Genomic DNA, 23,364 nt, shown 5'->3' with positions numbered 1-23,364 from the left:
CGAGGTTGTGTCGCTCATTCGTGTATCTTATATTTTATACAATCTTCAAAACAGACCCGCCTCTGGGAAGCTGCGCCCCAATGAAGAAGCTCCCAGTTGCCGAGATGACACTTAGGCTCCAGCCAGACTACGAGGACTTCCATGCCCGCTTGCGAAAACGCCCGTACACCCGCGACCGATAGCCGATCTATCGATGCCGATATCGTAGTCGTGGGCGCGGGCATCGTAGGCGTAGCCTGCACACTGGCATTGAGCCGTCAGGGTTGGCGAGTCCTGGTATTGGACAAGGATGTACCCGCAAGGGGAGCTTCCTGGGGTAACGCCGGGCACATGGCCACCGAGCAAGTATTCCCGATAGCGGATGCCTCGATCCTGATGCAGCTGCCCCGCATGTTGCTGGACCCCATGGGGCCGCTGCGCCTGGATTGGCGGTATTTTCCCCAGGCTTTACCCTGGTTCACCCGCCTGCTGTGGAACCTGCGCCCTAACCCTTACCAGAACAGTGTCGCAGGAATTCGCGCCCTCAATGAACGTAGCCTGGGGGCCTGGCAGCGCCTGCTGTCCAGCCTAGACGAGTCCGAGCAACTTAAAGCAGATGGCTCTTTCCTCATCTATGAAAAGCCGGAATCTCGCGACCTTATCACCGCCCTAGGCGCACGCATGTCACAGCAGGGTGTCGACGTCGAAGCCTGGCAAGGCGACACCATCCGCAAGCAGGCACCGCAACTGTCGGACCACATCCTCGGCGGGCTGTTCTTTCCGCGTACCGGGCACGTCGTCGACCCCGGGAGGGTGGTCAAAACCCTGATCGAAGCCGCCAAGCATCACGGGGCCATTTTCGAGCAGGAGCACCTCGCCACGGCGGACACAACGGCGCAGGGCGTGAAACTTATTACCCAGAGCGGAAAACGTATCAATACACGCAGAATGCTGTTGGCAGCCGGCGCACACTCAGGGCCCCTGACCAGGCAGCTCACCGGCGTCAAGATTCCGCTAGACACTGAACGTGGCTACCACCTGATGCTTCCGGAGGAGCAGGGGCGATTGCCGGTTGCAGTCACCTCTTTCGAGCGCCGCTTCATCATGACCCCCATGGCAGAAGGTTTGCGCCTGGCAGGCACCGTTGAGTTCGCCGGACTCCAGCGCCCCGCCAGAATGCAGCGCGCCTGGCAGCTTCACCGCTTGAGCCAGGGGCTCTTCAAGACCGATCTTGACGTTTCGGATGCCACCCCATGGATGGGGTTCCGCCCTTCCCTTCCCGACTCACTGCCCATCATCGACAGCGTTAACGGTGGCAAGGTGCTGCTGGCCTTCGGCCATCATCATCTTGGGCTGACCCAGGCTGCTATTACCGCCGATATCATTACTCACCTGACCAACCACGGAGATCCCAGCAAGAAAAACACCAGTCATTCAATCCCTGATCTCAGGCCGTACCGGCTAGATCGCTTCTCTTGAACGCCACTTAACGCCAATTCAAAACAACTCACAAGGAGCAAACATGTCCTCACAGATGGGTTCCACAAGACTCCCCAGCATGACAGAAGTTCTTGCTGTCATGGTCGGCTTCATTGCCATCATGTTTGTCAGCATCAATGTATTGGGCCTCCCCATTCAGCTTGCCCTCTTCGCATCCTGGTTCCTGGTCATGGCCTTGGGGGTGAGGCTGAAGATCTCCTATGAAAGCATGCAGAGCGGATTGATCAATGGCATACACAATGGCATGGAAGCCGTGCTTGTGCTAACCACCGTGGGCGCCCTGATTGGCACCTGGATTGCTGGAGGCATTGTTCCCAGCATCATTTACTACGGTTTGTCGGTCATGAATCCGCAGATCTTTCTGTTCGCTGCCTTCATCATTTGCGCCCTGACCTCTCTTTCAACCGGCACTTCATTCGGCACGGCCGGTACCGCAGGCGTTGCCATGATGGGTATTGGCCACAGCTTCGGCATTCCTCTCCCGCTGGTAGCCGGCGCAGTCATCTCCGGCGCTTATGTCGGCGACAAGATGTCTCCGCTTTCCGATACGACAGTCATGACGGCATCGCTATGCAAGGTCAATCTCATCGATCATATTCGCTCGATGTCGTTGGTTAGCGCACCGGCAATCCTGATCGCTTCGGTTCTGTTCATTGTTGTTGGATTTTTTTACATCAGCGGTAGTGTCGACACCTCTCGCACGACTATTGCCATGCAAGCACTGGAAAGCCACTTCACTATCAGCCTTTGGCTTCTCCTGCCGGCAGTTATCGTAATCGGGCTTCTGACTCGTCGCTTTCCCGCCATTCCCGTCATAACCTTTGGTGCGGTGCTTGGCAGCATCTGTGCCTGGATGGCACAGGGGGTCAGCCCTGTCGAGGCCATACGGATCGCCTATGTAGGCAACGCTATGCAATCGAACGTGGAGTTTCTTAACACCCTTCTCAATCGGGGGGGTATCGAGTCCATGCTCGGCGTTGTAGCCCTGATACTGTTTGCTCTCGGCCTCGGCGGTCTGATGGAGCGAGTCGGAATTCTGAAAGCCATCAGCAACGGCTTCCTGCGCTGGGCCAATAACCCCGGACGGTTGACCATCTCAACCATGCTTGGTGGCTTCTTTGGAAATTTCTTCGGTGGCGCGGCCTATGTGTCTCTGATTACCGCTAGCACCATTACTGAAAAAAATTACGACGATCAAGGCGTTGACCGCCGAGTACTGTCACGCAATGCCGAGGCTGGGGGTACTATTACTACACCGATGGTGCCTTGGACAGATGGCGGTGTGTTCATGGCAACGACCTTGGGGGTTTCCACTCTCGGATACTTGCCGTTCCTGTGGTATCACATGCTGGTCATTGCAATTTCCATCTTCTACGGCTACGCCAACATCGCCATCTGGCGTACAACTGAAAATATCGAACCTAATCCCTCATCGTCTGAAAGGGGCATCCAAGCGAACTGAAGATTTGCTCTTTTATTTATTAGGTTTCCTAAGCAAATAAAACCACCAAGCAGTGAACTACGCCCCCAAGCAAAGTGATTCACTCAGCAGCTGTAACTCAAGGCCTGAACCCTTTACAGCATGGGTTCCAGGCCTTTCGCTCCACTCTGTTATGCTCGTTTTTGTGGCATTGACCTCAATGACCGATACATTAGCATTAGTGTCAGGAAGCGCAATTTCTCTAATCAATGAATACTAATCGAAAGCGTACCTATATCCACCTTTACCTGACTACGCCTTCGGCGCACCAGGATCCTCAGCTCATCTCGGCGATTGTCCTGAAGCTCGGCCCGCACATCTGACAGTCGGGTACTGATGGCCTGCGACAGCCGCTGTAAAGCCTCACGACAGCGTCGCAGGGCCTCGTCACGGGGCTCCAGCGGCAGGTAGGCCAAGTCGATGTCGACCGAAAGGCGGGGTAATGGCTGCACGAAGAGGTTGATGGCCGTACCGCCCTTCAGGGCGAAGCACGGCTCGTCATTGAGAAGCGGCAGCAGCGAGACCAGCAGCCTGACCTGTTCGTGGCAGTGAGCTTCAATCGGCATGCAGGAACGCCTCCGGCACCGTGACCTGATATTCTCTGTCCAGCTTGCCGCCCTGGCAGAGCTGCCGCTTGCCTTTGCCGAGATCCAGTCGACGTGGTTCCAGACGACCGTACCAGGCATGCCCGGCGTGGCGAGCCAGCACCAGGAAGGCCCGCTTGGTTCTCACCGAACGGCATCCCTCCAGCAATGCCTGCAACCGTCGCGGACGCAGCGTATTGAGCCCACCGAAGGTGTCCACCAGCTCACTGCTGAACAGCAGCTCATTCGGCGTCACGGCGATCCACTCCAGGACGGCTCGCTCTGGGGTCGATACCTGCAAGCTAAAGGCCCTGCCATCCGGCGCGTAGTCCGTGAAGCTGCCGGGAAGCTGCGCTGGAAGGCCCTTTTCAGAGTGGAGCACCATCCGCCCTGCCCACTCGGCATCATTCAACCACCGGGGCAGCCGAGCGGCATCCTTGCCATACAGGTGCGTCGTGCTCTCCCCCATGGGCAGGTAGTGGGCAAAGCCATGCAGTGCCAGAGCCGTCTGGCCACCCGGCCAAAGCGGTGGTAAGCCCGTGTCGTCGCTCGTCTGCAGAGCGAAGACAGCGCTCTCCCAGGTAAGAGGCTCCCCCGCCTGGCAGTAGGCGCCGTGCCCCACGCGTTGCAGCCAGCCACTGCCGGCCAGCTTACGCGCCTGATCCGAGGTGACGCCGTGTGACGCCAGCCAGGCGGTCGTCACGACGGCGCCATACGGTATCTTGTGCAGCAACTGGTTTATTTTCACGTATAAAAGCGGCCTTAAATTCCGTCTTCAAAGTGAAGAATAAACCATACCGGTTTATCTTCAAGCCTAAAATCGCCATAAAAAGCCGTTTTATCTATAGATTTTAAACCTGATGCTGGATAATTTTCCTGAAAAGCAGCTTGTTATCGTCGCTGACCTCGGCGCCATGGAGATCATTGAGCCGGTTGATGACCCCAGCCAGGCGCTGCTTCTCAGAATCGTGAGGCTTGAGGCTTGCCGGCCCCTTTCCTCGCCCGCATGCGTATCTGCTCAACTTCACGTAAGCTAGCGGAAAGAGTGAAAAACTAATCTATAAGACGCAGCAGGGAAGCAGCTATGACAAGGCAAGCTTTCAGCGAACGGGACATCTGCACCAAGTTCATCACCCCCGCTATCGAGCGGGCGGGCTGGAACATCCACACCCAGGTACGCGAAGAGTTCCCGGTTAGCGATGGCCGAATCATGGTACGCGGCCGCATGCACCACCGGGCTCACCCGCGTCGGGCGGATTACGTGCTGTCTTTCCAGAAGAACCAGCCCATCGCCGTCATCGAGGCCAAGGACGCCAGCCACAGCCTGGGCCATGGCATGCAGCAGGCCCAGGCCTACGCGGAGAAGCTCGATGTCCCCTTCGCCATTAGCTCCAACGGCAGCGGCTTCCTGTTCAGCGACCCCCACCGCCTGGTCTTCGATCAGGCCGAGACCAACCTGGCGCTCGATCAGCTCCCCGGGCCCGATGCGCTCTGGCACGGCTACCGCCGCTGGAAAGGCCTAAGTGAAGAGACACGCCCGGTCGTCGAGCAGCCCTTCTACGATGACGGCAGCGGCCGCACGCCCCGCTACTACCAGATGGTCGCGGTCAATCGCACGGTCGAAGCCATCGCCAAAGGGCAGGATCGCCTGCTGCTGGTGATGGCCACCGGCACCGGCAAGACCTACACCGCTTTCCAGCTGATCTGGCGACTGTGGAAAGCCGGCCGCAAGCAGCGCATCCTGTTTCTGGCCGATCGTAACGTACTCGTCGACCAGACTAAGAGCGGCGACTTCAAGCCCTTCGGCGCGGCCATGACCAAGATCTCCAAGCGCCAGATCGAGAAGTCGCACGAGATCTACCTCTCGCTGTATCAGGCCGTCACCGGCAGCGAGGAAGAAAAGAACATCTACAAGCAGTTCAGTCCGGACTTCTTCGACCTGGTCGTCATCGACGAATGCCACCGCGGCAGCGCCGCCGAAGACTCCGCCTGGCGCGCCATCCTGGACTACTTCAGCGGGGCCACCCATATCGGGCTGACTGCGACGCCCAAGGAGACCACCGAGGTTTCCAACATCCACTACTTCGGCGAGCCCATCTACACCTACTCGCTCAAACAGGGCATCGACGACGGCTACCTGGCGCCCTACAAGGTGATTCGGGTCGACCTGGACCGTGACCTGCAGGGATGGCGCCCCAGCGACGGCCAGACCGACATCCACGGCGAGGTGATCGAGGATCGTATCTACAACCAGCGCGACTTTGACCGTCACCTGATCCTGACGCAACGCACCGAGCTGGTAGCTCGAACCGTCACCGATTATCTGACCCAGACCGACCCGATGCAGAAGACCATCGTCTTCTGCGAGAACATCGACCACGCCGAGCGGATGCGCCAGGCGTTGGTCAATCTCAACCCTCAACACGTGGCCAAGAACCGCAAGTACGTGATGCGCATCACCGGCGACGAGCTCGAGGGGAAGGCCGAGCTCGACCACTTCATCGACCCCGAAGAGCCCTACCCCGTCATCGCCGTCACCAGCAAGCTGATGACCACCGGCGTCGACGCCAAGACCTGCAAGCTGATCGTGCTCGACCAGCGCATCCAGTCGATGACCGAGTTCAAGCAGATCATCGGACGCGGCACGCGGATTGACGCAGAGCACAATAAGTTCTGGTTCACGATTCTGGACTTCCGCAAGGCCACGGAGCTTTTCGCCGACCCTGCCTTCGATGGCGAACCAGAAAAGGTCTACGTACCTGGCGAAGGCGACCCGCTACTACCGGACGACGACGATGAAGCCGAGGACAGCGGCGATGGAAACGCGCCCGCTGACGAAGACGGCGCATCCCCCGACGACGAGTCACCGAACGATCCCGCCTTGCCCCCCGAAGGGGGCTGGGTGGATGACGAAGACGGCGGCATCGGCGAGCCGCCCAAGCGATACGTCGTCGATGACGTCACCGTGGCGGTCATCGGCCGGCGCGTGCAGTACCTGGGGCCGGACGGCAAGCTGATCACCGAAGAGCTGACCGACTACACCCGCGAGACGGTACGCGCCCACTACGCCACCCTGAAGGACTTCCTGCGCCGTTGGGAGGCCAGCGACCGCAAGCAGGCCGTGTTGGATGAGCTGGCCGAACAAGGCGTGTTCTGGGAAGAACTCACCAGCGAGGTCGAGAAGACACTCGGCGATACACCGGACCCCTTCGATGCCATCGTACACATCGTCTACGGCCAGCCTGCACTCACCCGTCGCCAGCGCGCGGCCAAGGCCCGCCAGTCGGACTATTTCACTCGCTATGAAGGCCAGGCCCGCGCCGTGCTGGACGCCCTGCTCGACAAGTACGCCGACAACGGCGTGGCCACCATCGAGGACACCAAGGTATTGAAACTGGCACCGCTGGACCAGCTCGGTACCCCCGTGGAGCTCGCCAAGGCCTTCGGCGGCAAGGCCGGCTATCGCGAGGCCGTGAGAGCCCTCGAGGAAACGCTCTACGACGACGCCGCTACAGCCGGCTGACACAGCTAGGTACAATACGTCGCATTCTGCGCGCCGGCAGCCACACCGGCGCGCTTTCGGTTATCGAGACGAGATTCCCATGAGCATCAGCACCACCATCAAGAGCATCCAGGACATCATGCGCAAGGACGTCGGCGTCGACGGCGACGCCCAGCGCATCGGCCAGCTGGTCTGGATGCTGTTTCTGAAGATCTACGATGACCGCGAACAGGAATGGGAGCTGGACTACGACGACTACGTCAGCCCCATCCCCGAGCAATTGCGCTGGAGCAGCTGGGCCGCCGACCCGGAGGGGCTGACTGGCGAGGGCCTGAAGAGCTTCATCGACAACACCCTCTTTCCCGGACTGCAACAGCTGGATGCCGGCGGCGACGCCCGCGCCGCCGTCATCCGCAGCGTGTTCGAGGATGCCTACAACTACATGAAGTCCGGCCATCTGCTGCGCCAGGTGATCAACCGCATTCAGGAAGGCATCGACTTCAACGCCTCTCAGCAGCGTCACGCCTTCGGCGAGATGTACGAGCAGATCCTCAAGGACCTGCAAAGCGCCGGTAATGCCGGTGAGTTCTACACGCCGCGCGCCGTGACCGAGTTCATGGTCAACCGCGTCGATCCCAAGCTTGCCGAGAGCGTGATGGACCCGGCCTGCGGCACCGGCGGCTTCCTCACCTGCGCTATCGAGCACAAGCGTAAACATTATGTGCAGACGCCCGCCGACGAGCAGACGCTGCAACACAGCATCTACGGCTGGGAGAAGAAACCGCTGCCGCACCTGCTGGCCACCACCAACATGATCCTGCATGGCATCGAGGTCCCCAGCCAAATTCGTCACGACAACACCCTGAACCGTCCCTACCGGGACTGGGGCCCGAATGAGCGAGTCGATGTGATCGTCGCCAACCCGCCGTTCGGCGGAACCGAGGAAGACGGCATCGAGAACAACTTCCCGGCGGAATTCCGCACCCGTGAGACCGCCGACCTGTTCATGGCGTTGTTCATTCGTCTGCTGAAGCAGGATGGCCGCGCCGCCGTGGTGCTGCCGGATGGTTTCCTGTTCGGCGAGGGCATGAAGACGCGCCTCAAAGAAAAGCTGCTCAGCGAGTGCAACCTGCACACCATCGTTCGCCTGCCCAACGGCGTGTTCAACCCCTACACCGGTATCAAGACCAACCTGCTGTTCTTTACCAAGGGCCAGCCGACCGAACAGGTGTGGTACTACGAGCACCCCTACCCCGAGGGCTACAAGAACTACAGCAAGACCAAGCCCATGCGCGTCGAGGAGTTCACCACCGAGATCGACTGGTGGGGCGACGAGGCTGATGGCTTTGCCAGCCGCCAGGAAACCGAGCAGGCCTGGAAGGTCGGTATCGACGAGATCAAGGCACGCAACTACAACCTGGACATCAAGAACCCTTGGCAGGAAGAGCAGGTCAGCCACGACCCGGAAGAGCTGCTCGCGCAATACGCTCGCCAACAGGCCGAGATCCAGGAGCTACGTGACCAGTTGAAGACTGTACTCAGCGACGCGCTCAGTCATACATCTCAGGATCAGCCAGCCCCCCAGCAAGCGGAGGAGCCGGCATGAGCGCTCAGAAGCTGATCACCGACCATCTCGACCTCTGGACTAGCGCCGTGACGCACAAGAACGGCTCAGGGCGGAATGCATCGGGTAAGAACGGGAAAATCGAGCTTACCGGTATCAAGAAGCTGCGCGAGCTGATCCTCGAGCTCGCCGTGCGCGGCAAACTGGTGGAGCAAGACCCGAGCGAAGAGCCCGCCAGCGTGCTATTGGATCGTATCGCCGAAGAAAAGACCCGGCTGGTCAAGGAAGGGAAGATCAAGAAGCCGAAGAAACTGCCGGAGATTGCTACGGAAGATATGCCTTACGCGGCCCCCAAAAATTGGAAGTGGGTCAGGTTTGGCAATCTATTTCCCAGCTTTCAAAACGGAGCATCAAGTCGAGGTGACAATGATGGCGAACAGGTCGCCGTAATTCGGCTTGCCGACATAGATAATCTTGAAATTTCCCTAGAAAATACACGCCTGCTCCCCATAGACAGAAAATCTATAGAAAAATACAGCGTCACAAAAAATGATATACTAATCATCCGAGTCAACGGCAGCCAAGACTTGGTGGGCCAGCTAATTCCTGTCAGAAACAACCTCAACGCGATATATTGCGATCACTTCATAAGGGTAAGAATTCCTGAAAGTCTGGTGGCAACCGAGTACCTCTGTCTTTTAAGTGCCTCATCTATCTTTCGCTCCAGAATAAAAGAGCTATTTGTCAGTACAGCCGGGCAAAAGACAGTCAATCAAAAACATGTCAGCTCTCTCCCGACTCCTCTTCCTCCACTTGATGAGCAACACCGCATCGTCGAAAAAGTCGACGAGCTGATGGCCCTCTGCGATCGGTTGGAACAGCAGATCGGCGACCAGTGGGAAGCCCATCAGATACTGGTTGACACCCTGCTCGACGCCCTGGCCCGCTCCACCGATGCTGCCGAGCTAGCCGAGAATTGGGCCCGCGTGGCCGAGCACTTCGATACCCTCTTCACTTCTGAGGCCAGCATCGACAAACTCAAGCAGACCATCCTCCAATTGGCGGTGATGGGACGACTGGTAGAGCAGGATCCCAATGACGAGCCCGTCAGCGTGCTACTGGAGCGTATCGCTGAGGAGAAAGCACGGCTGTTGAACGAAGGTAAGATCAAGAAATCGAAACCACTTCCTGAAATAGAAAAAAATCAAAAAGCTTTTTTTCTACCTAAAACATGGAGATGGATAAGATTTGGAACGATAACATTCAACAGGGACTCGGAGCGCATTCCATTATCGGTTGACGACAGGTCACGCCGGCAGGGTGGATATGATTACTATGGAGCATCAGGCGTTATCGATAAAATTGACGAATACTTATTCGACAAGCCTCTACTGCTGATCGGAGAAGATGGCGCCAATCTTATAAACCGCTCCACACCGATTGCTTTTATAGCCAGAGGAAAATACTGGGTCAACAATCACGCACATGTCATAGACGGGATAAGTGAAGATTTTTTGAAATACCTCTGTCTCTACATCAATGCTATATCGCTCGAACCCTATGTGACCGGGACTGCTCAGCCGAAAATGAATCAGGCAAAGATGAACAGTATTGTCGTTGGCCTTCCCCCGAAACAAGAGCAACAAAGGATCACCGAGAAATTCGAAGAGCTAACGGCCCTCTGCGACCAGCTCAAGGCACGTCTGGGTGAAGCTGGTGAGACTCGCGCCCAACTGGCTAAAACGGTTGTGGAACAGGCGGTGAGCTGATGGCCTACGATCGCCCCTGGAAGTCGTTTCAAGAGCAGCTGGCCCTGCTCACCGTGCGCGGAATGCAGGTCGGCGATGAAAGCGCCGCCCTGGAGTATCTGGAGCGCGTCGGCTACTACCGGCTGAGTGCTTACTGGTATCCCTTCCGGGTCTTCGAGACGGTCGGTCATGACCGACATGACCGCCCAATCACCAGAGCAACGGATCAGTTCGTTCCCGGCACCCAGTTCGTCTACGCGGTGCGACTATACCTCTTCGACAAGGAGCTTCGGCTTCGCCTGACCGATGCCTTGGAGCGCATCGAGATCGCGTTGCGCGTGGATATCGCCTACCTATTGGGCGAGAGCGATGCCTTCGCACACCTGCATCGCGCCACCTTCCATCCCTCCTTTGCCCGCCGCAAATCCGGACGTGACCCGCGCGACAGCTTCGAGAAGTGGCAAGAGCGCTGCGAGGGGATGGAGCGACGCTCCAAAGAGGACTTCGTCAAGCACTATCGGCAAAAGCACGGGCCGCGGCTGCCGATCTGGGTCGCCGTCGAGACCTGGGACTTCGGCACCCTCTCGCAGCTCTTCGCCATGATGAAGGTACCGGACCAAATACGGATCGCGCAGAAATACGGCGTTCAGGACTGGAAGGTCTTCCAGAGCTGGCTTCGCTCGCTGAACTACCTGCGCAACGTCTGTGCCCACCACAGCCGGCTCTGGAACCGCAACGTCATCGACCAGCCCAGGCTGCCCAAGCCAGGCGAGATAGTATGGTGCGATGCGTTCCATGACGAGCAGCGGCTCGCCCGTCCTTTCCTGCTACTGAGCATCGTTCGGCACATGACCCTGGTGGTCTGCCCCAATACCGGGTGGCATCGACGCCTACAGGCACATCTGGAACGTTTCCCGGTGCCGCATTCCAGGCGGAGGCTATCGCTGGAGGACATGGGGGCTCCACCGGGCTGGGAGCGCTGGTGGACCGAATGAGGCGGTGAGAACACAAATAAGAACCCCCGCGTAAGCTCGTGAGAGCCAAGAGGCGGGGGCCGTGTTGACAACCATGGTAGAGCACCACCCTGGGCGAGGCAACGCTTTTCTCTACCAAGCGCAAGGAGGCACCTGGATGGCCATCGAACAAGGTATCTGGAAGCTTGCAGGTAATGCGGGCGAGCTGCCGCAGAAGCTGCGGCCCACGGGGCTGGCCGACGAGGGGCGGCTGGAAGAGCAGATCATGCAGGATGTCTCGATCCTCAATCGGGATTGGCTGCTGATTGGCCGGCAGGTACGCACCGGCTTCGACGAGCTGATCGACCTGATGGCGATCGACGCCAACGGCACGGTCATCGTCATCGAGCTCAAGCGCGACAAGACGCCCCGCGACGTGGTCGCTCAGGCCATCGACTATGCCTCCTGGGTCGTCACCCTGGCCGACTACCAGCTGATCGAGATCTACCAGGCCTTCGCCGAACGCTATCAGCGCCCTCACGCGTCTCTCGAGGACGCCTTCGAGGCCAAGTTCGGCATCACGCTGGACAGTGTCACCCTCAACGAGAATCACCAGCTGGTCGTCGTGGCCACCCAGCTCGACGCCAGCAGCGAGCGGATCATCAATTACCTCAACGAGCATGCCCAGCTCTCGATCAACGCCATGTTCTTCGCCGCGTTCGAGGACCAGGGCAACCATTACCTGAGCCGCGCCTGGATGATCGACCCGGACGAGCCAACTCAGCCGGCCGCCCGCAAGACGCGCAAGGAGCCCTGGAACGGCGAGTTCTACGCTTCCTTCGGTGATAACCGCCCTTGGGAGCTGGCACGACGCTACGGCTTCATCGCCGGCGGCGGTGCGGCCTGGTACTCGAAGACCCTCGCCATGCTCTCGGAGGGAGACCGGGTCTGGGTCAACATCCCCAAGACCGGCTATGTAGGCGTGGCCGAGGTGACCGGGGAGCGTTGCCGAGGCGACCATTTCACGGTGCAAACCGATCAGGGAAGTCAGCGACTCCAGGATCTTACTACGGCCACCGAGTACCCGCAGATCCACGGTGTGATCGATGAAGGTGACGAGGAGGCAGCGGAATATCTCGTGCCGGTCCGCTGGATCGCCTCATTTCCTGTATCGCAGGCATTCAGCGAAGTCGGCCTGTTCGGCAATCAGAACACTGTCTGCAAACCCACGACACCAAAATGGGATCATACAGTGACGCGCCTGAAGCAGGCATGGGACATAGATTGAGCCGGTGACCATTGAGCAAGGGCAAACGGAAGCTGAGCGGCAGGCAGAGCAAACCGCGAGGCTGGTGAGAGGCGCCGGGCCGGTGCCAGCAAGGCCCGCCCCGTTTGCAAAACTGATGCCTGGAAGGAATCGCCGCCAGCAAAGAAAGTGAAGAGGAGCAACCCTATCCGCAGCAGGATCTCGTGGCTGAGCTAGCCCGTACGCGCCCCAATTCAAGTGTCGCGGCGTCGCTATGTTCACGACGCGCCACATGTGTAACAGACAAAGCAAAGCCCCACGCCGCAAGGGCTTGGGGCTTAATGTGGTGGGCCCAGCTGGACTCGAACCAGCGACCAAGGGATTATGAGTTCGCTTGTAAATCTATAAGATGCTGATACCCAAGGAAAAGAGACCGTAATCAAGCGAAAGGCACAGTTCTTTGGAATCAGTAGCTTAGCGAAATTTGAGGATAGCACACGAAGCTGGTGTGTGTACCGCTGTTGTACCGCTGAAGGTGCCATCTCGGTACAGGTTGGGCCATCCCATAGGGCTAGCCTGCAAGCAGCGCTGTATGCCACTTGGTTGACCTTCCTTGAACTGTCAAGTAATCCTCGACAGTTGCTTTTAGGTCAGTCTGGGGGCTCTGACGTTCAGCAGCCCCCAAGTTGTCAGGCTTAGACGTGCATTTTTGGCCCAACTATGTCCATTAGCTTGGCGTAGTCCGTCACCACGTCGTACTTCACTTTATTGCTGGTTATCTGTTGGCTGATATCGTCGAAGAACTTACGGGCACATTCAATCTTGGTTTTTTCGATCTCGCGCAGCTTCATAGATGACATGCTGCCTTTGGTTTCGGCGACGAAGTAGATGTGTTTCACGCTACCAGCACGGAAGGAGATTGCCCAGTCTGGATTGTAGTCGCCTACTGGCGTGGGAATCAGGAACCCCTTGGGCAGCTTGGCATACACCACCACCTCGCTGCTGGTATCGAGCTCTTTAACGAAGCGCCGTTCGACGTTAGAGTCGGTTATGACGTAGTCGTAGACATGGTTCTTCAGCTTTGTGGTGGCACGTGAGAAGTCCTGCCCCGTCTGATTGGCGGTGAAGATATCTACGTCGTAACGCTCATCAACTTCATCGTAGGCCAGGCGCTCGATCACCATGGCGGCTTTTTGCTCAGTGATTATCCGCGAAGCCTCGGCAATAAAGTGCTCAGGATTTTGTCGAAACTGCTGGAATACAGAAAGTTGTATACCCTGTAGAACTTTTGCCGTCGTCTGGCGTGTCAGTTGAGAATTTTCGGCTATCTTACCGAGCAGATCATAACGAACCCGCGAGTGAATTGAGTCGCCATATTCAGTGGCAGTTTCATCAACCTTGAAACCATCGCCTTGCTTCAGTTGTTCATCGGTCAGGCCATCCTGCTGGATGCCTTTTTGGACGGTGTACTGTAGCGGGGTGACGCGCAGGCTTTTGTCCAGAGTGTTAATGCACTTGCGTATCAGCTCATTAGAGTCAAAATCGACGCGGTATACCGCTTTTCGATTGATCTGTTGCCACAGCGCCTGGAACTCTTTCTTATCGAAGTTGGCGTTAAGAGGGTTGGTTTTCGGTTTACGGCCATCTTCCGGTTTTGGCAACTGGGCTTCACTGTAGACGCTGTCTATCAACTCGAAGACCTGGTTCGCATAGGGTTGCAGCTCGCTCGGCAATGCGGCCAGGTTGCCTTCTTGTTTGGCCTGATGATAAAGGTCAGCGATATGATCCGCATCGTCAGTGTAGTCGTTCTTAACCAAGTAGCGGTATATCTGCTTGGCCATGGCGGCGGTCACGTCTACTGAGCCTTGCTCGGTCGCCAGCTGTTTGCCGGTAAAGTAGGCTTCGGTCGCCTGGCGTGGCCTTGCGCTCAGAGTTTCACTGATCTCCTGCTGCAAGCCGGCCACAAAATTCTTATAGCTTTCACTCGCAATCACCGTGAGCACATTAATGTCGTGTACCACTGCAGGGTTATCCATGCGGTCGCCGTGCTGGTCCACTGACAAGCGCAGCCCGCGCCCCACCTCCTGGCGGCGTGAAATAGTGTTGTCACTGTGCTTGAGCATGCACATTACGAAAACATTAGGGTTATCCCAGCCTTCGCGCAGAGCAGAGTGGGAGAAAATGAATCTAACCTGCCGTTTAGCACTGCTTTCTGCGTCGTCCGGTACCGTATGAAAGGCTAAAAGACTTTCTTTATCTTTAAGAATCAGGTCGTAGGCGTCTACATCGTCGGAATCAACGGAGCGCGCACCGACAGCAGGATCTTTCAGGCGCTTTGTCTTCTTGTCGATGGAGAAGTAACCGTTGTGGGTGGCTGCTGGATCGATGCCGTCCAGATAGGCTCGGTAAGCTTCATTCTCGATAGCCAGCTCAGACAGGTATTCATCTTTCAACAGCTGATATTCTTCTTCGAAGATACGTGCATACTCACCTTGCTCATCCGGCTGATCATAGTCGCGGTATTTAGCCACCTCATCGATAAAGAACAGCGATAGCACCTTGATGCCCTGAGCAAACAACTGCTTTTCTCGATCCAGATGTGCCTTGATGGTTTCTCTGATCTGGATTCGCCGAATATCACGTTCAGACACGTCACCGTTGGCTTCCCCGGCTTTCAGAACCAAACCGTTGGTGAACTCCACGGTATCGTTAGTGGCGTCAATCTGGCTGATGGTGAAGCCGTCACGATACTGATCTAGCTCGCCGGACTCAGCAAACAGATCATTCCGGAACCGCAAGCGGCGTAGCTGGCGTTTGATCTCACCAGACTTGAGCTTCACTTCCAGCTCAATGCGGGCGACTGGGGCCTGCCTGGAGACGTCGATGCCCTCTAAGTAAAGGTACGCATTGGTGCCTGCTAGCCCCCGCGCCTGGATGCCACGCACGGCAATCTTTTTGACCAGCTTCTGGTTGTAGGCATCCAGCGCATCCAGGCGGTGAATGCGATTGTGCTGGGTATTATGCGTGGCCGAATAGCGCAGGATCATCAGGGGTTTGAACTGGGGCAAGGCTTCCATAGTGGCCTTGCCTTCCATCTTCTGCGGTTCATCCAGAATCAGAATCGGCCGGTTGGCGGCAATAACGTCTATCGGTTTGCGAGACTGGAAGTCATCCAGTTCTTCGTAGATACGCCGGTTGTCCTTGCCCCGCGCATTGAATGCCTGGATGTTCATCACCATGACGTTGATGCCGGCATCCGATGAAAAACTCTCCAGTTCATGAAGACTCTTAGAGTTGTAGATGAAGAAGCGCGCCTTCTTTCCATAACTCTCGGCAAAGTGCTCTGCGGTGATCTGCAGGGACTTGTAGACCCCTTCACGGATGGCAATAGACGGCACCATGATGATGAACTTGCTCCAGCCATAGAGCTTGTTCATCTCAAAAATGGTCTTAATATAGCAGTAGGTTTTGCCAGTGCCGGTCTCCATCTCCACGTCGAGGTGAATACGGGTGGCAGCTAGGGCGTCCCTCTTATAGGCCGCCTTTACCGGCACTTGATTACCCTTGTTGTCATATTTAGTGAAGTCGGTCAGCGACTGCGAGGCCGGCAGGTTCTGGCGGCGCTGAACAGCCTGCATGTTCTCCAGCAGCTGGGCTTCGCTGAGCTCCAGGTTAGCATTTTTAAAGCCCTCGAATTCCGACTCTGGCCGGATATGTTGCCCTTTCTTCACTTCTCCGGGGTCTATTCTATAGCTCAAGCCATCGAGGGGTGGCTGACCGGCAAAACAGTCCACTACCGATTTTACGGCTTGGGTCTGGTAGGCTTGGGTTTTGAATTTCAGCTTCATGACATTCTCTTTCTGCATTCTTTCTGCACATCACAGCGCAGAAAGAAACTGATCTGTGCTTCTTGTCGATGGCTTACACGCCCACCAGCTGGCTGAACTGACAAGGAATGCTTGTCAGTAGCTCCTACTCCATTCGCTACCAATAGAACATTCATAAGGTGCGTACTTCGGTGCTGGGCGACAGCTGACGGAAGATCTGCTCGACATTGATCTTCACCGCGTCAGAAACAAACCCATTGTCGCGGAATACCACGCGCAGCGGTTCATATTTGGCCAGTTCCTTGACCAGCTCCTCGGTGATGCCCGTGTCAAAGCAGGCCACCAGTGCATTGTCGTCGACGAAGAACACCGTCTTGCCCTGCAAGGTTTCGCGGCGAATCGGCAGCGTGAGGTCCACACCCCAATCTACCAGCACTTGGAACAGTAGATCCTCCGGGATGCGGTCGGGTTTGAAATTATCCACCGCCTCCAGCAGATCGGCCTGCTTCAGTTCGTCGGGACGGTAATAGATGTCTTTCATGTTCGAGGTGTCGACCTTGAGGACGCGGAAGCCTACGTCCTTTTTCCAGCTGGGGTCACACGGTCCCTCAATGGCGGCAGAACCTGCTTTCCGAAGGCGCTCCTTTGTCACCTCAGACAAAACAAGAGGCCGTCCATTTTTTTTCATCATTTTGATTGCTGCTTGTACGGTCTTCTTGGCTGTTCCTGTGGTGGAAGCCTCCGCTTGTTCTAGGCTTTCGGGCAACTGAACCATTATAAACCTATGGTTGGAGCCATAAGTTGCGTTCGCCTTGAACACTGCCTCAGCTGTGCTCCCGGAACCAGCAAAGAAATCCATTATCAGCGCATTGCGGTCATTAGGCGTAACATAGTCGATTAGCTTCGCCAACTCTTCATGATCTTTTGGATTCGTGAACACCTTAGCGCCCATAAGGTTGCGCAGATACTTCACCGACACTTGGGACTGCTTGTAAAAGTACGAGCCGCGAACCTGAGTGGCGAAATCGCTATCGTCGCCTTCATCCCCGTTATCGTCCTCGGCCTCTGAACCGAATTGGCTATCCTCTGTCTCTTCCGGAATGGGGCGAATATGGGCTTTACGAAACGGTGGCTCGGTATGATCGTCCCGAAACTCCACCAGTCCTAGCTTGATTTGCCGCTCCATCTCCTCAGGAGATGAGTAAATCCATCCACGCTCTGGAACAGAGCACGGTTTTCCAGTCTTCGGATGAATCACGTCATATCTTGGGCCATCGCCACCAGGCCAGGATATGTCACGATCCCGCCAAGGACCGTGTTTATCAACGCGCTTGTAGCGGGACCATTTCTTGGCTGGATGCTTCTTAGGGAGTTCTGAATACCATTGGGATATATCAGCTTCTATTGACTTGTAGTCATCGCCATGAATCCCCTTTAATCGGAGAAATTCCTCCCAAATCTCTCGAGCGCCGGGCTTTTCCTCTCGCCAGACTTCCTTTTTTTCGCGTAGTAGCGCGACATTCTTAGAGAAAACCAGAAGGTACTCGTGACCTACTGAAAAAAACTTTGCATCATTTTTTCGCCCCTTCTCCCATACTAGCTGGGCAACAAAATTCTTTTCTCCGAAAACCTGATCCATAAGCTTTCGGAGTGCAGACTGCTCATAATCATCGATGCTAACCATGACCACACCATCATCTTTCAGTAGCCGCTTAGCCACCGTAAGACGTGCATACATCATAGACATCCAGTCTGAATGGTATCTACCCCGAGTTTCCGGATTCGCAATCAAACGGCTGCCTTCATCATCTCTTACACCACTCTCGCTCTCATAAGCTTCTTTGGATGACTGAAAATTATCTTTGTAGATAAAATCCTTTCCAGTATTATATGGCGGGTCGATATAGATCATTTTTACTTGACCCAGATAAGTTTCCTGAAGGAGCTTCAGAGCATCCAGGTTATCTCCCTCAACAAAGAGGTTCCTGGTGGTATCGAAGTGCAAGCTTTCTTCGCACATCGGTCGCAAAGTTTTACTAATGGCAGCATTTGCTGTGACGAGCGCATCCCGTTTACCAGGCCAATCCAACCGATAGCGCTCCTGTGGCCCATCTACAATCGAATCACTCAGCTCTTGCCGCAACTGATCAAAATCAACAGCCAGGCGCAGCTTTCCTGTGGCCTCATCCCGCGCCTCGGTCACACAGCCGGGAAACAATTCCCGAATCTTGGCGATATTATCCTGGCTCAGGTCAGGGCTGTGCATTTTCATTTTTTCCATGGTGTTATATATCTCCAGACCTCTGCGGTTATGACCGGGTATCGTAATCGGCAATTTTCTCGCGGATCGAGCGCAATTCGGCGTTGATCTCGACTTTGCGGTTGAACTGTTTCTCGTTGCGCAGGCGCTTCTCGAGCTTGTCGGCATTCTTCTTGAGGGATTCCACGGCCTTGAGGCGCTCCAACTGATCTGGCAGGGCTTCACCCTGACGCGCCGGTGCGGGAAGCAGGCTGCGCAGCAGCTGCTGGTAGAGCTGCTTCAGGTCGATGGCCGTGGGCAGCGGTTGCCGGGGCGTCTCGGCTGGCAACCAGTCGCTGCTGGCGTAGTGGTCATCAAGCACCCATTTGCTGGGGTCGGCCTGGCTTGGCCGCTTGTAGGCGGCAATGACACGAATACCGCGGGCGCCGTGTAGCTCGAACAGGATCGGAAAAGGAATGGCGCGGTCGATGGCCCGCAGCACGTCCTGGTGCAGGTCATCGCTCTTGAGAGTAATCACGAAGACCTGCAGCTCCGGCACCTCAAAGGTGCCAGGCAGATTGAGCGTGTTATGGGCTAGCTTGGCATGCCAGGTGATCTGGGCGACGTCATCCCGCAAGCGTTCCCTGAGGGTGGCGGTGGCACGCACATGCGCCAGGATGCGCTGCTTGGCGACCACACGGCCAAGCAGCGTCTTGTGGGGGTACTGGTAGAGCGGTGCCGTCATGCCTCTTCCCTGCTGGCCGCATAGCGCTCCGTGCCTGTATCTGTGGCTGAGCCTGCCTCACGAATGACGATAAAGGTAATCAGCTCGAAGTCGTCGAGCCCTGCAATGGTATCGACCAGCGCCGTGGTCTCGCCACCGCTGAACAGGCTGTCGATGTCCCTGTCCTCCTTCACCTCGATCATCGAGCGGATGGCCTGATCCAGTAGCGCCGAATAGGCGTGCATCTCCCGGCCGTCGTGGGTTTCCTCGTTGAAGGGTCGATAGACGGCTTCGACGGGGTCGCTCAGCCCCTTGCATGCGGTACGTGTCAGGTCGAGCAAGCGCTTGACCTCGGTGTAGTCGCTGATCACCTCACCGGTATGGCTGATGTAGACCAGATAGAAAGGGTGCAGGCGGTTCTGCTGCTCAAGACCACTCCCTTGGTGACCTACCCGCTGATTGAGATTGCGCAGAGTGAAGATGACCCCGGGCTGCAGGCCCTTCTCGGGGCGAGCCGGCACGACGGTATGCAGCCCGTTAGGGATTCGGCTTAGGTCGCCGTTCTCCTTCATGTAGCCCAGCAGGTCCATACGAAACTCATTCAGGCCCAGATCGGTGATCGATACCCCGGACTTGAGGTCTTCCATCTCCACCACTTCATCCTGCAGCCGGCGCAGCTGCTCGCGCCGGTAGGCGACGTCGTTGGACTGGGCGTTGAGCACGTTGTCGTCGCCGGTGGCGGTGACGTCGGCGATCACCATACGGTTCTCGACACGCTCCTTGAGGTTGATGTACTCGTCCAGGCTGATGTCCGGCCAGTAGTTCACCAGCTGGATGCTAGCGTTGGGCGAGCCGATGCGGTCGATGCGCCCGAAGCGCTGGATGATGCGCACCGGGTTCCAGTGGATATCGTAGTTGATCAGGTAGTCGCAGTCCTGCAGGTTCTGGCCTTCCGAGATGCAGTCGGTCCCGATCAGGATGTCCAGCTCACGGGGCTCGCCAGGATATACCACATCCTTGCTCTTGGCCTGTGGGGCGAACAGCGTCAGCAAGCCCTGGAAGTCGTAGTGCTGGCGGCTGCCCGGCATGGCCCCAATCGTCGATTTCGGGGCGGCGCTACCGGTCACCAGGCCAGTGTGCACGCCCTGGCTCTCCAGCAAGCCAGTCGCCAGATTGTCGTAGAGGTACTTGGCGGTGTCCGCGAAGGCAGTGAAGATTATTACCTTGCGGTTGCCGGGGTTGATCGGCGAGGCCAGCTTGCTGGAGATCTGCGTCTTGAGATGCTGCAGTTTGGCATCGTCGGCCGGAGTGACCTTGGCCATTTCCTCCAGCAGCAGTTCGATCCATACCAGGTCGGTGCTCAGGTCATGCTCCCAGGACGGCAGGTCCATGTCATCCAAGCTGATCTGGACCTTCTTGCCTACCGTGGTGTCGCCCGGCATGGGTATGCGGTCATCGTCGGGGTCGGCGTCTTCGAAGGACGCGGTGATATCCGCGAAGCTCTCTGAATGGCCGGTCCGTTTGAAGGCCGCAATCTTATCCAGGATGGTCTGGTAGCTATCCTGAAGCCCCTCCAGGGTCAGGCGAAACGCTGCCACCGAGCTCTCCAGGCGCTTGAGCAGGTTGGTGGTCATCAGGGCCTGCAGGCTCTTCTCCCGGTCCACCTGCTTGAAGCTTCCGCCGCCACTAGACACTTCGGTGTCGTACATCTCCTCATACTTCTTGAGGCGGCTGGGCAGGATGTAGCTGATCGGGGCGTAGACCGAGAGCTTGAGCTGGGAGAGCTGCTGGAAGATCTCGTTGAAGCCGATCACGTCGGTTCGGTGGGTGAGCGGGCAATGAAACGAGAGAGGCTTGCGCCGCTCCGGGAAGCTGCCGATATCGCTGGTGTCGTAGAAGGTTTCGATATGCCGGCGTGAGCGGGCGATGGTGACGCTGTCCAGCAGCTCGAAGAAGTCGAAGTCCAGCGCCTGTAGGATGGCCCCCGTGGTACGCTTCTCGGGCGGGAGCGCCGACCACTCGTTGAAGGTGGCCTGGGCGCGTCGGAAGATGCCCTCGATGTCCTGGGCGCCGCTGAGATGGCGGGACAGATTCTCGGCTTCGCCCTCGTAGGCCAACGCCAGCTGGTTCTTGAGGTCGGTGAAGCGGTTGTTGACCGGCGTGGCCGAGAGCATCAGCACCTTCGTCTTCACCCCGGCACGGATGACCTGATTCATCAGTTTCTGGTAGCGAGTCTCGCGATCCTTGTAGACGTCGTTGTTGCGAAAGTTGTGCGACTCGTCGATCACCACCAGGTCGTAGTTGCCCCAGTTGACGCGATCCAACGGCATGCCGAAGGATTCCCCGCGGGTGCGCTGCAGGTCGGTATGACAGAGCACGTCGTAATTCAGGCGGTCCTGGGCCAGCACGTTGGTCATCAGGTTGCGGTTGTAGGTCAGCCAGTTGTCGGCGAGCTTCTTGGGGCACAGCACCAACACGGAGCGGTTGCGCAACTCGTAGTACTTGATGACCGCCAGGGCGGTGAAGGTCTTCCCGAGCCCCACGCTGTCGGCCAGGATGCAGCCGTTGTAGGTCTCCAGCTTGTTGATAACGCCGGTGGCCGCGTCGCGCTGGAAGTTGAACAGCTTCTGCCAGATGACGCTGTCCTGGTAGCCGGTGCGGTCGTTGGGCAGCACGTCCTCGCTGATGTCTTCCAGGAACTCATGGAAGATGTGGTAGAGCATCAGGAAGTAGATCCGCTCCGGTGGGTTCTCCCGGTAGACCGAAGCGATATGCTCGCGCAGCCGCTCGGTGACGTCCTCGAGCTTCTCATCGTCCTGCCACAGCTGGTTGAAGAGGGTCATGAACTGAGAGGTGTGGGCTGACTCGCTGAAGCGGGTGACGAAGTTGGAGACCGCGTTACCCTGCTGGTAGCCCAGATCCACCGCCGTGAAGCCCTGCAGCGGCATATAGACCGTATCGCCGCCTGGGGCAGCAACGCCGGCAAAGGGCTGCATGGCGGCCTGTCCACGGTTGGAGCGGAACCGAGCCTTGCGGCGCATCCAGTCGGCACACTCACGAGCAATGGCCCGCTGGGTCATCTTATTCTTGAGCTGGATCTCGAACTCGCTGCCGTGGACGCTGCGCTCGCGCTCCGCCTTGGGGATGTGGAACTCACGGTGCTCCTTGCGGAACTTGTCGCTGGCCTGGTCAGGCACGAAGGTGGGTGAAGTGAAGATGAACTCGACCGAGTCCAGCGCCTCCAGCTCATCCTTGAGCGCCTCGTAGGCGTAGATCGAGAAGCAGGAGGCCGCGATCTTGAGCCGGGCACCAGGCAGCAGGGTGTCCTTCAGATCGTCTCCGAGGAGCCGACTGACGTTGTCGATGATCTCCATATTTTCCCCCGCGGTGACCGGCCAATCAGCGCCATTGGCATAGTTCTAATAATTAACCGTAGGTTACGGTAATTGCGGGGGAGACGGCAATCAGGCTATCTACCCACCTGCTCTACGCCGCTTCAGCTCAGCTCGCATCCAAGCCGATGATTCGGCCATGTCCCGCCGCAATTCGTCCAGCTCTTCGGAAGTCAGCCACCTAACCGCCGGCTCCCCGCTTTCTGGGTGCGTCTCGCCGACCTGCTCGACGGTCTTGTCTTCCAGCTCTTTACGCCGTTGCCAGCGTGTCTGCTCGCCCATGTCTACCTCCTAGCGGAAAGGCGGCCATTGGCCACCTGAGCTATCGCTGGTCAATGGCTCCCATAATCTCAGAAGCCAGTATCGGAGAATCCCGCCGCCTCTGAAAACGGGGTTCTTCCGGTTCCAGCTCCTACATCGTTGCTAGTGTGCGTGCTGCGTGGTGTATCCTCTCGACCCGAGTGGGCCGGACGGTTCACGAAAGCGGAAATCTCTGCCTCAAGGTTCCTCTCCCCATCGGCCGATAGCTCGACAGCAGGTACAAAAGCGGCTTCTGTGTGGGCCTCCCGCCCTTCGTCGAGCATATCCAGGGCTACCATAAAATGACGTTGTTTCATCGTGGGGTC

The 23,364-nt window shown here is 57.3% G+C and carries 15 protein-coding genes; 7 read left to right on the top strand and 8 right to left on the bottom strand.

Going from position 1 to position 23,364, the window contains the following annotated elements; translation table 11 throughout:
• Window positions 1-141 precede the first annotated feature (141 nt).
• Window positions 142-1,458, top strand: a complete 1,317-nt coding sequence (locus tag KPL81_RS07625; RefSeq protein ID WP_219791291.1) for an NAD(P)/FAD-dependent oxidoreductase — start codon at window positions 142-144, stop codon at window positions 1,456-1,458.
• Window positions 1,459-1,501: 43 nt separating this feature from the next.
• Complete coding sequence (gene nhaC / locus KPL81_RS07620; protein ID WP_240549095.1) at window positions 1,502-2,941, top strand: Na+/H+ antiporter NhaC; 1,440 nt, start codon at window positions 1,502-1,504, stop codon at window positions 2,939-2,941.
• 224 nt (window positions 2,942-3,165) lie between these two features.
• Here nhaC and KPL81_RS07615 read toward each other — a convergent pair whose 3' ends face one another.
• Window positions 3,166-3,525, bottom strand: coding sequence for a nucleotidyl transferase AbiEii/AbiGii toxin family protein (locus KPL81_RS07615; protein ID WP_240549094.1), 360 nt, complete (start codon window positions 3,523-3,525; stop codon window positions 3,166-3,168).
• Entirely contained in the window at window positions 3,515-4,291 is a 777-nt protein-coding gene (locus KPL81_RS07610; protein ID WP_219791290.1) for a type IV toxin-antitoxin system AbiEi family antitoxin domain-containing protein, read from the bottom strand. The genes KPL81_RS07615 and KPL81_RS07610 overlap by 11 nt, the downstream gene beginning before the upstream one ends.
• Window positions 4,292-4,627: 336 nt before the next feature.
• On the opposite strand from KPL81_RS07610, the gene hsdR reads away from it, so the two are divergent.
• The 5 genes from hsdR (at window position 4,628) to KPL81_RS07585 (ending at window position 12,598) form a co-directional block, all read left to right on the top strand.
• On the top strand, window positions 4,628-7,066 hold the full coding sequence (gene hsdR, locus KPL81_RS07605) for an EcoAI/FtnUII family type I restriction enzme subunit R (RefSeq protein ID WP_219791289.1): 2,439 nt from the start codon (window positions 4,628-4,630) through the stop codon (window positions 7,064-7,066).
• 79 nt (window positions 7,067-7,145) lie between these two features.
• Window positions 7,146-8,651 (top strand): type I restriction-modification system subunit M, encoded by a 1,506-nt coding sequence (locus tag KPL81_RS07600; protein WP_219791288.1) that lies wholly within the window; start codon window positions 7,146-7,148, stop codon window positions 8,649-8,651.
• On the top strand, window positions 8,648-10,378 hold the full coding sequence (locus KPL81_RS07595; RefSeq protein WP_219791287.1) for a restriction endonuclease subunit S: 1,731 nt from the start codon (window positions 8,648-8,650) through the stop codon (window positions 10,376-10,378). Before KPL81_RS07600 ends, KPL81_RS07595 begins: the two co-directional genes overlap by 4 nt.
• Window positions 10,378-11,352 carry an Abi family protein gene (locus tag KPL81_RS07590; RefSeq protein ID WP_219791286.1) on the top strand — a complete coding sequence of 325 codons (975 nt, stop codon included), beginning with the start codon at window positions 10,378-10,380 and terminating at the stop codon, window positions 11,350-11,352. Before KPL81_RS07595 ends, KPL81_RS07590 begins: the two co-directional genes overlap by 1 nt.
• 136 nt (window positions 11,353-11,488) lie before the next feature.
• Entirely contained in the window at window positions 11,489-12,598 is a 1,110-nt protein-coding gene (locus KPL81_RS07585) for a PDDEXK family nuclease (RefSeq protein WP_219791285.1), read from the top strand.
• 653 nt (window positions 12,599-13,251) lie between these two features.
• Here the strand turns inward: KPL81_RS07585 and KPL81_RS07580 are convergent.
• The 6 genes from KPL81_RS07580 to KPL81_RS07555 all read right to left on the bottom strand — a co-directional run bounded on the left by KPL81_RS07580 (window position 13,252) and on the right by KPL81_RS07555 (window position 23,355).
• Window positions 13,252-16,404, bottom strand: coding sequence for a type III restriction-modification system endonuclease (locus KPL81_RS07580; RefSeq protein ID WP_219791284.1), 3,153 nt, complete (start codon window positions 16,402-16,404; stop codon window positions 13,252-13,254).
• Between the two features lie 151 nt (window positions 16,405-16,555).
• Window positions 16,556-18,664, bottom strand: coding sequence for a site-specific DNA-methyltransferase (locus tag KPL81_RS07575; RefSeq protein WP_219791283.1), 2,109 nt, complete (start codon window positions 18,662-18,664; stop codon window positions 16,556-16,558).
• Between the two features lie 28 nt (window positions 18,665-18,692).
• On the bottom strand, window positions 18,693-19,367 hold the full coding sequence (locus tag KPL81_RS07570) for a DUF4391 domain-containing protein (RefSeq protein WP_219791282.1): 675 nt from the start codon (window positions 19,365-19,367) through the stop codon (window positions 18,693-18,695).
• Window positions 19,364-22,720: a helicase-related protein gene (locus KPL81_RS07565; protein WP_240549093.1), complete on the bottom strand. Its 3,357-nt coding sequence runs from the start codon at window positions 22,718-22,720 to the stop codon at window positions 19,364-19,366. The genes KPL81_RS07570 and KPL81_RS07565 overlap by 4 nt, the downstream gene beginning before the upstream one ends.
• Before the next feature lie 99 nt (window positions 22,721-22,819).
• A complete protein-coding gene (locus KPL81_RS07560; protein WP_219791281.1) occupies window positions 22,820-23,020 on the bottom strand; it encodes a hypothetical protein in 201 nt (66 codons plus the stop codon).
• Between the two features lie 68 nt (window positions 23,021-23,088).
• Entirely contained in the window at window positions 23,089-23,355 is a 267-nt protein-coding gene (locus KPL81_RS07555) for a hypothetical protein (protein WP_219791280.1), read from the bottom strand.
• Between the last annotated feature and the right edge of the window lie 9 nt (window positions 23,356-23,364).

The organism is Billgrantia antri (assembly GCF_019430905.1).
Classification (GTDB): Bacteria; Pseudomonadota; Gammaproteobacteria; order Pseudomonadales; family Halomonadaceae; genus Halomonas; species Halomonas antri.
Note: the sequence above shows the minus strand (reverse complement) of the source record. Positions and strands in the feature narration are given on the sequence as shown.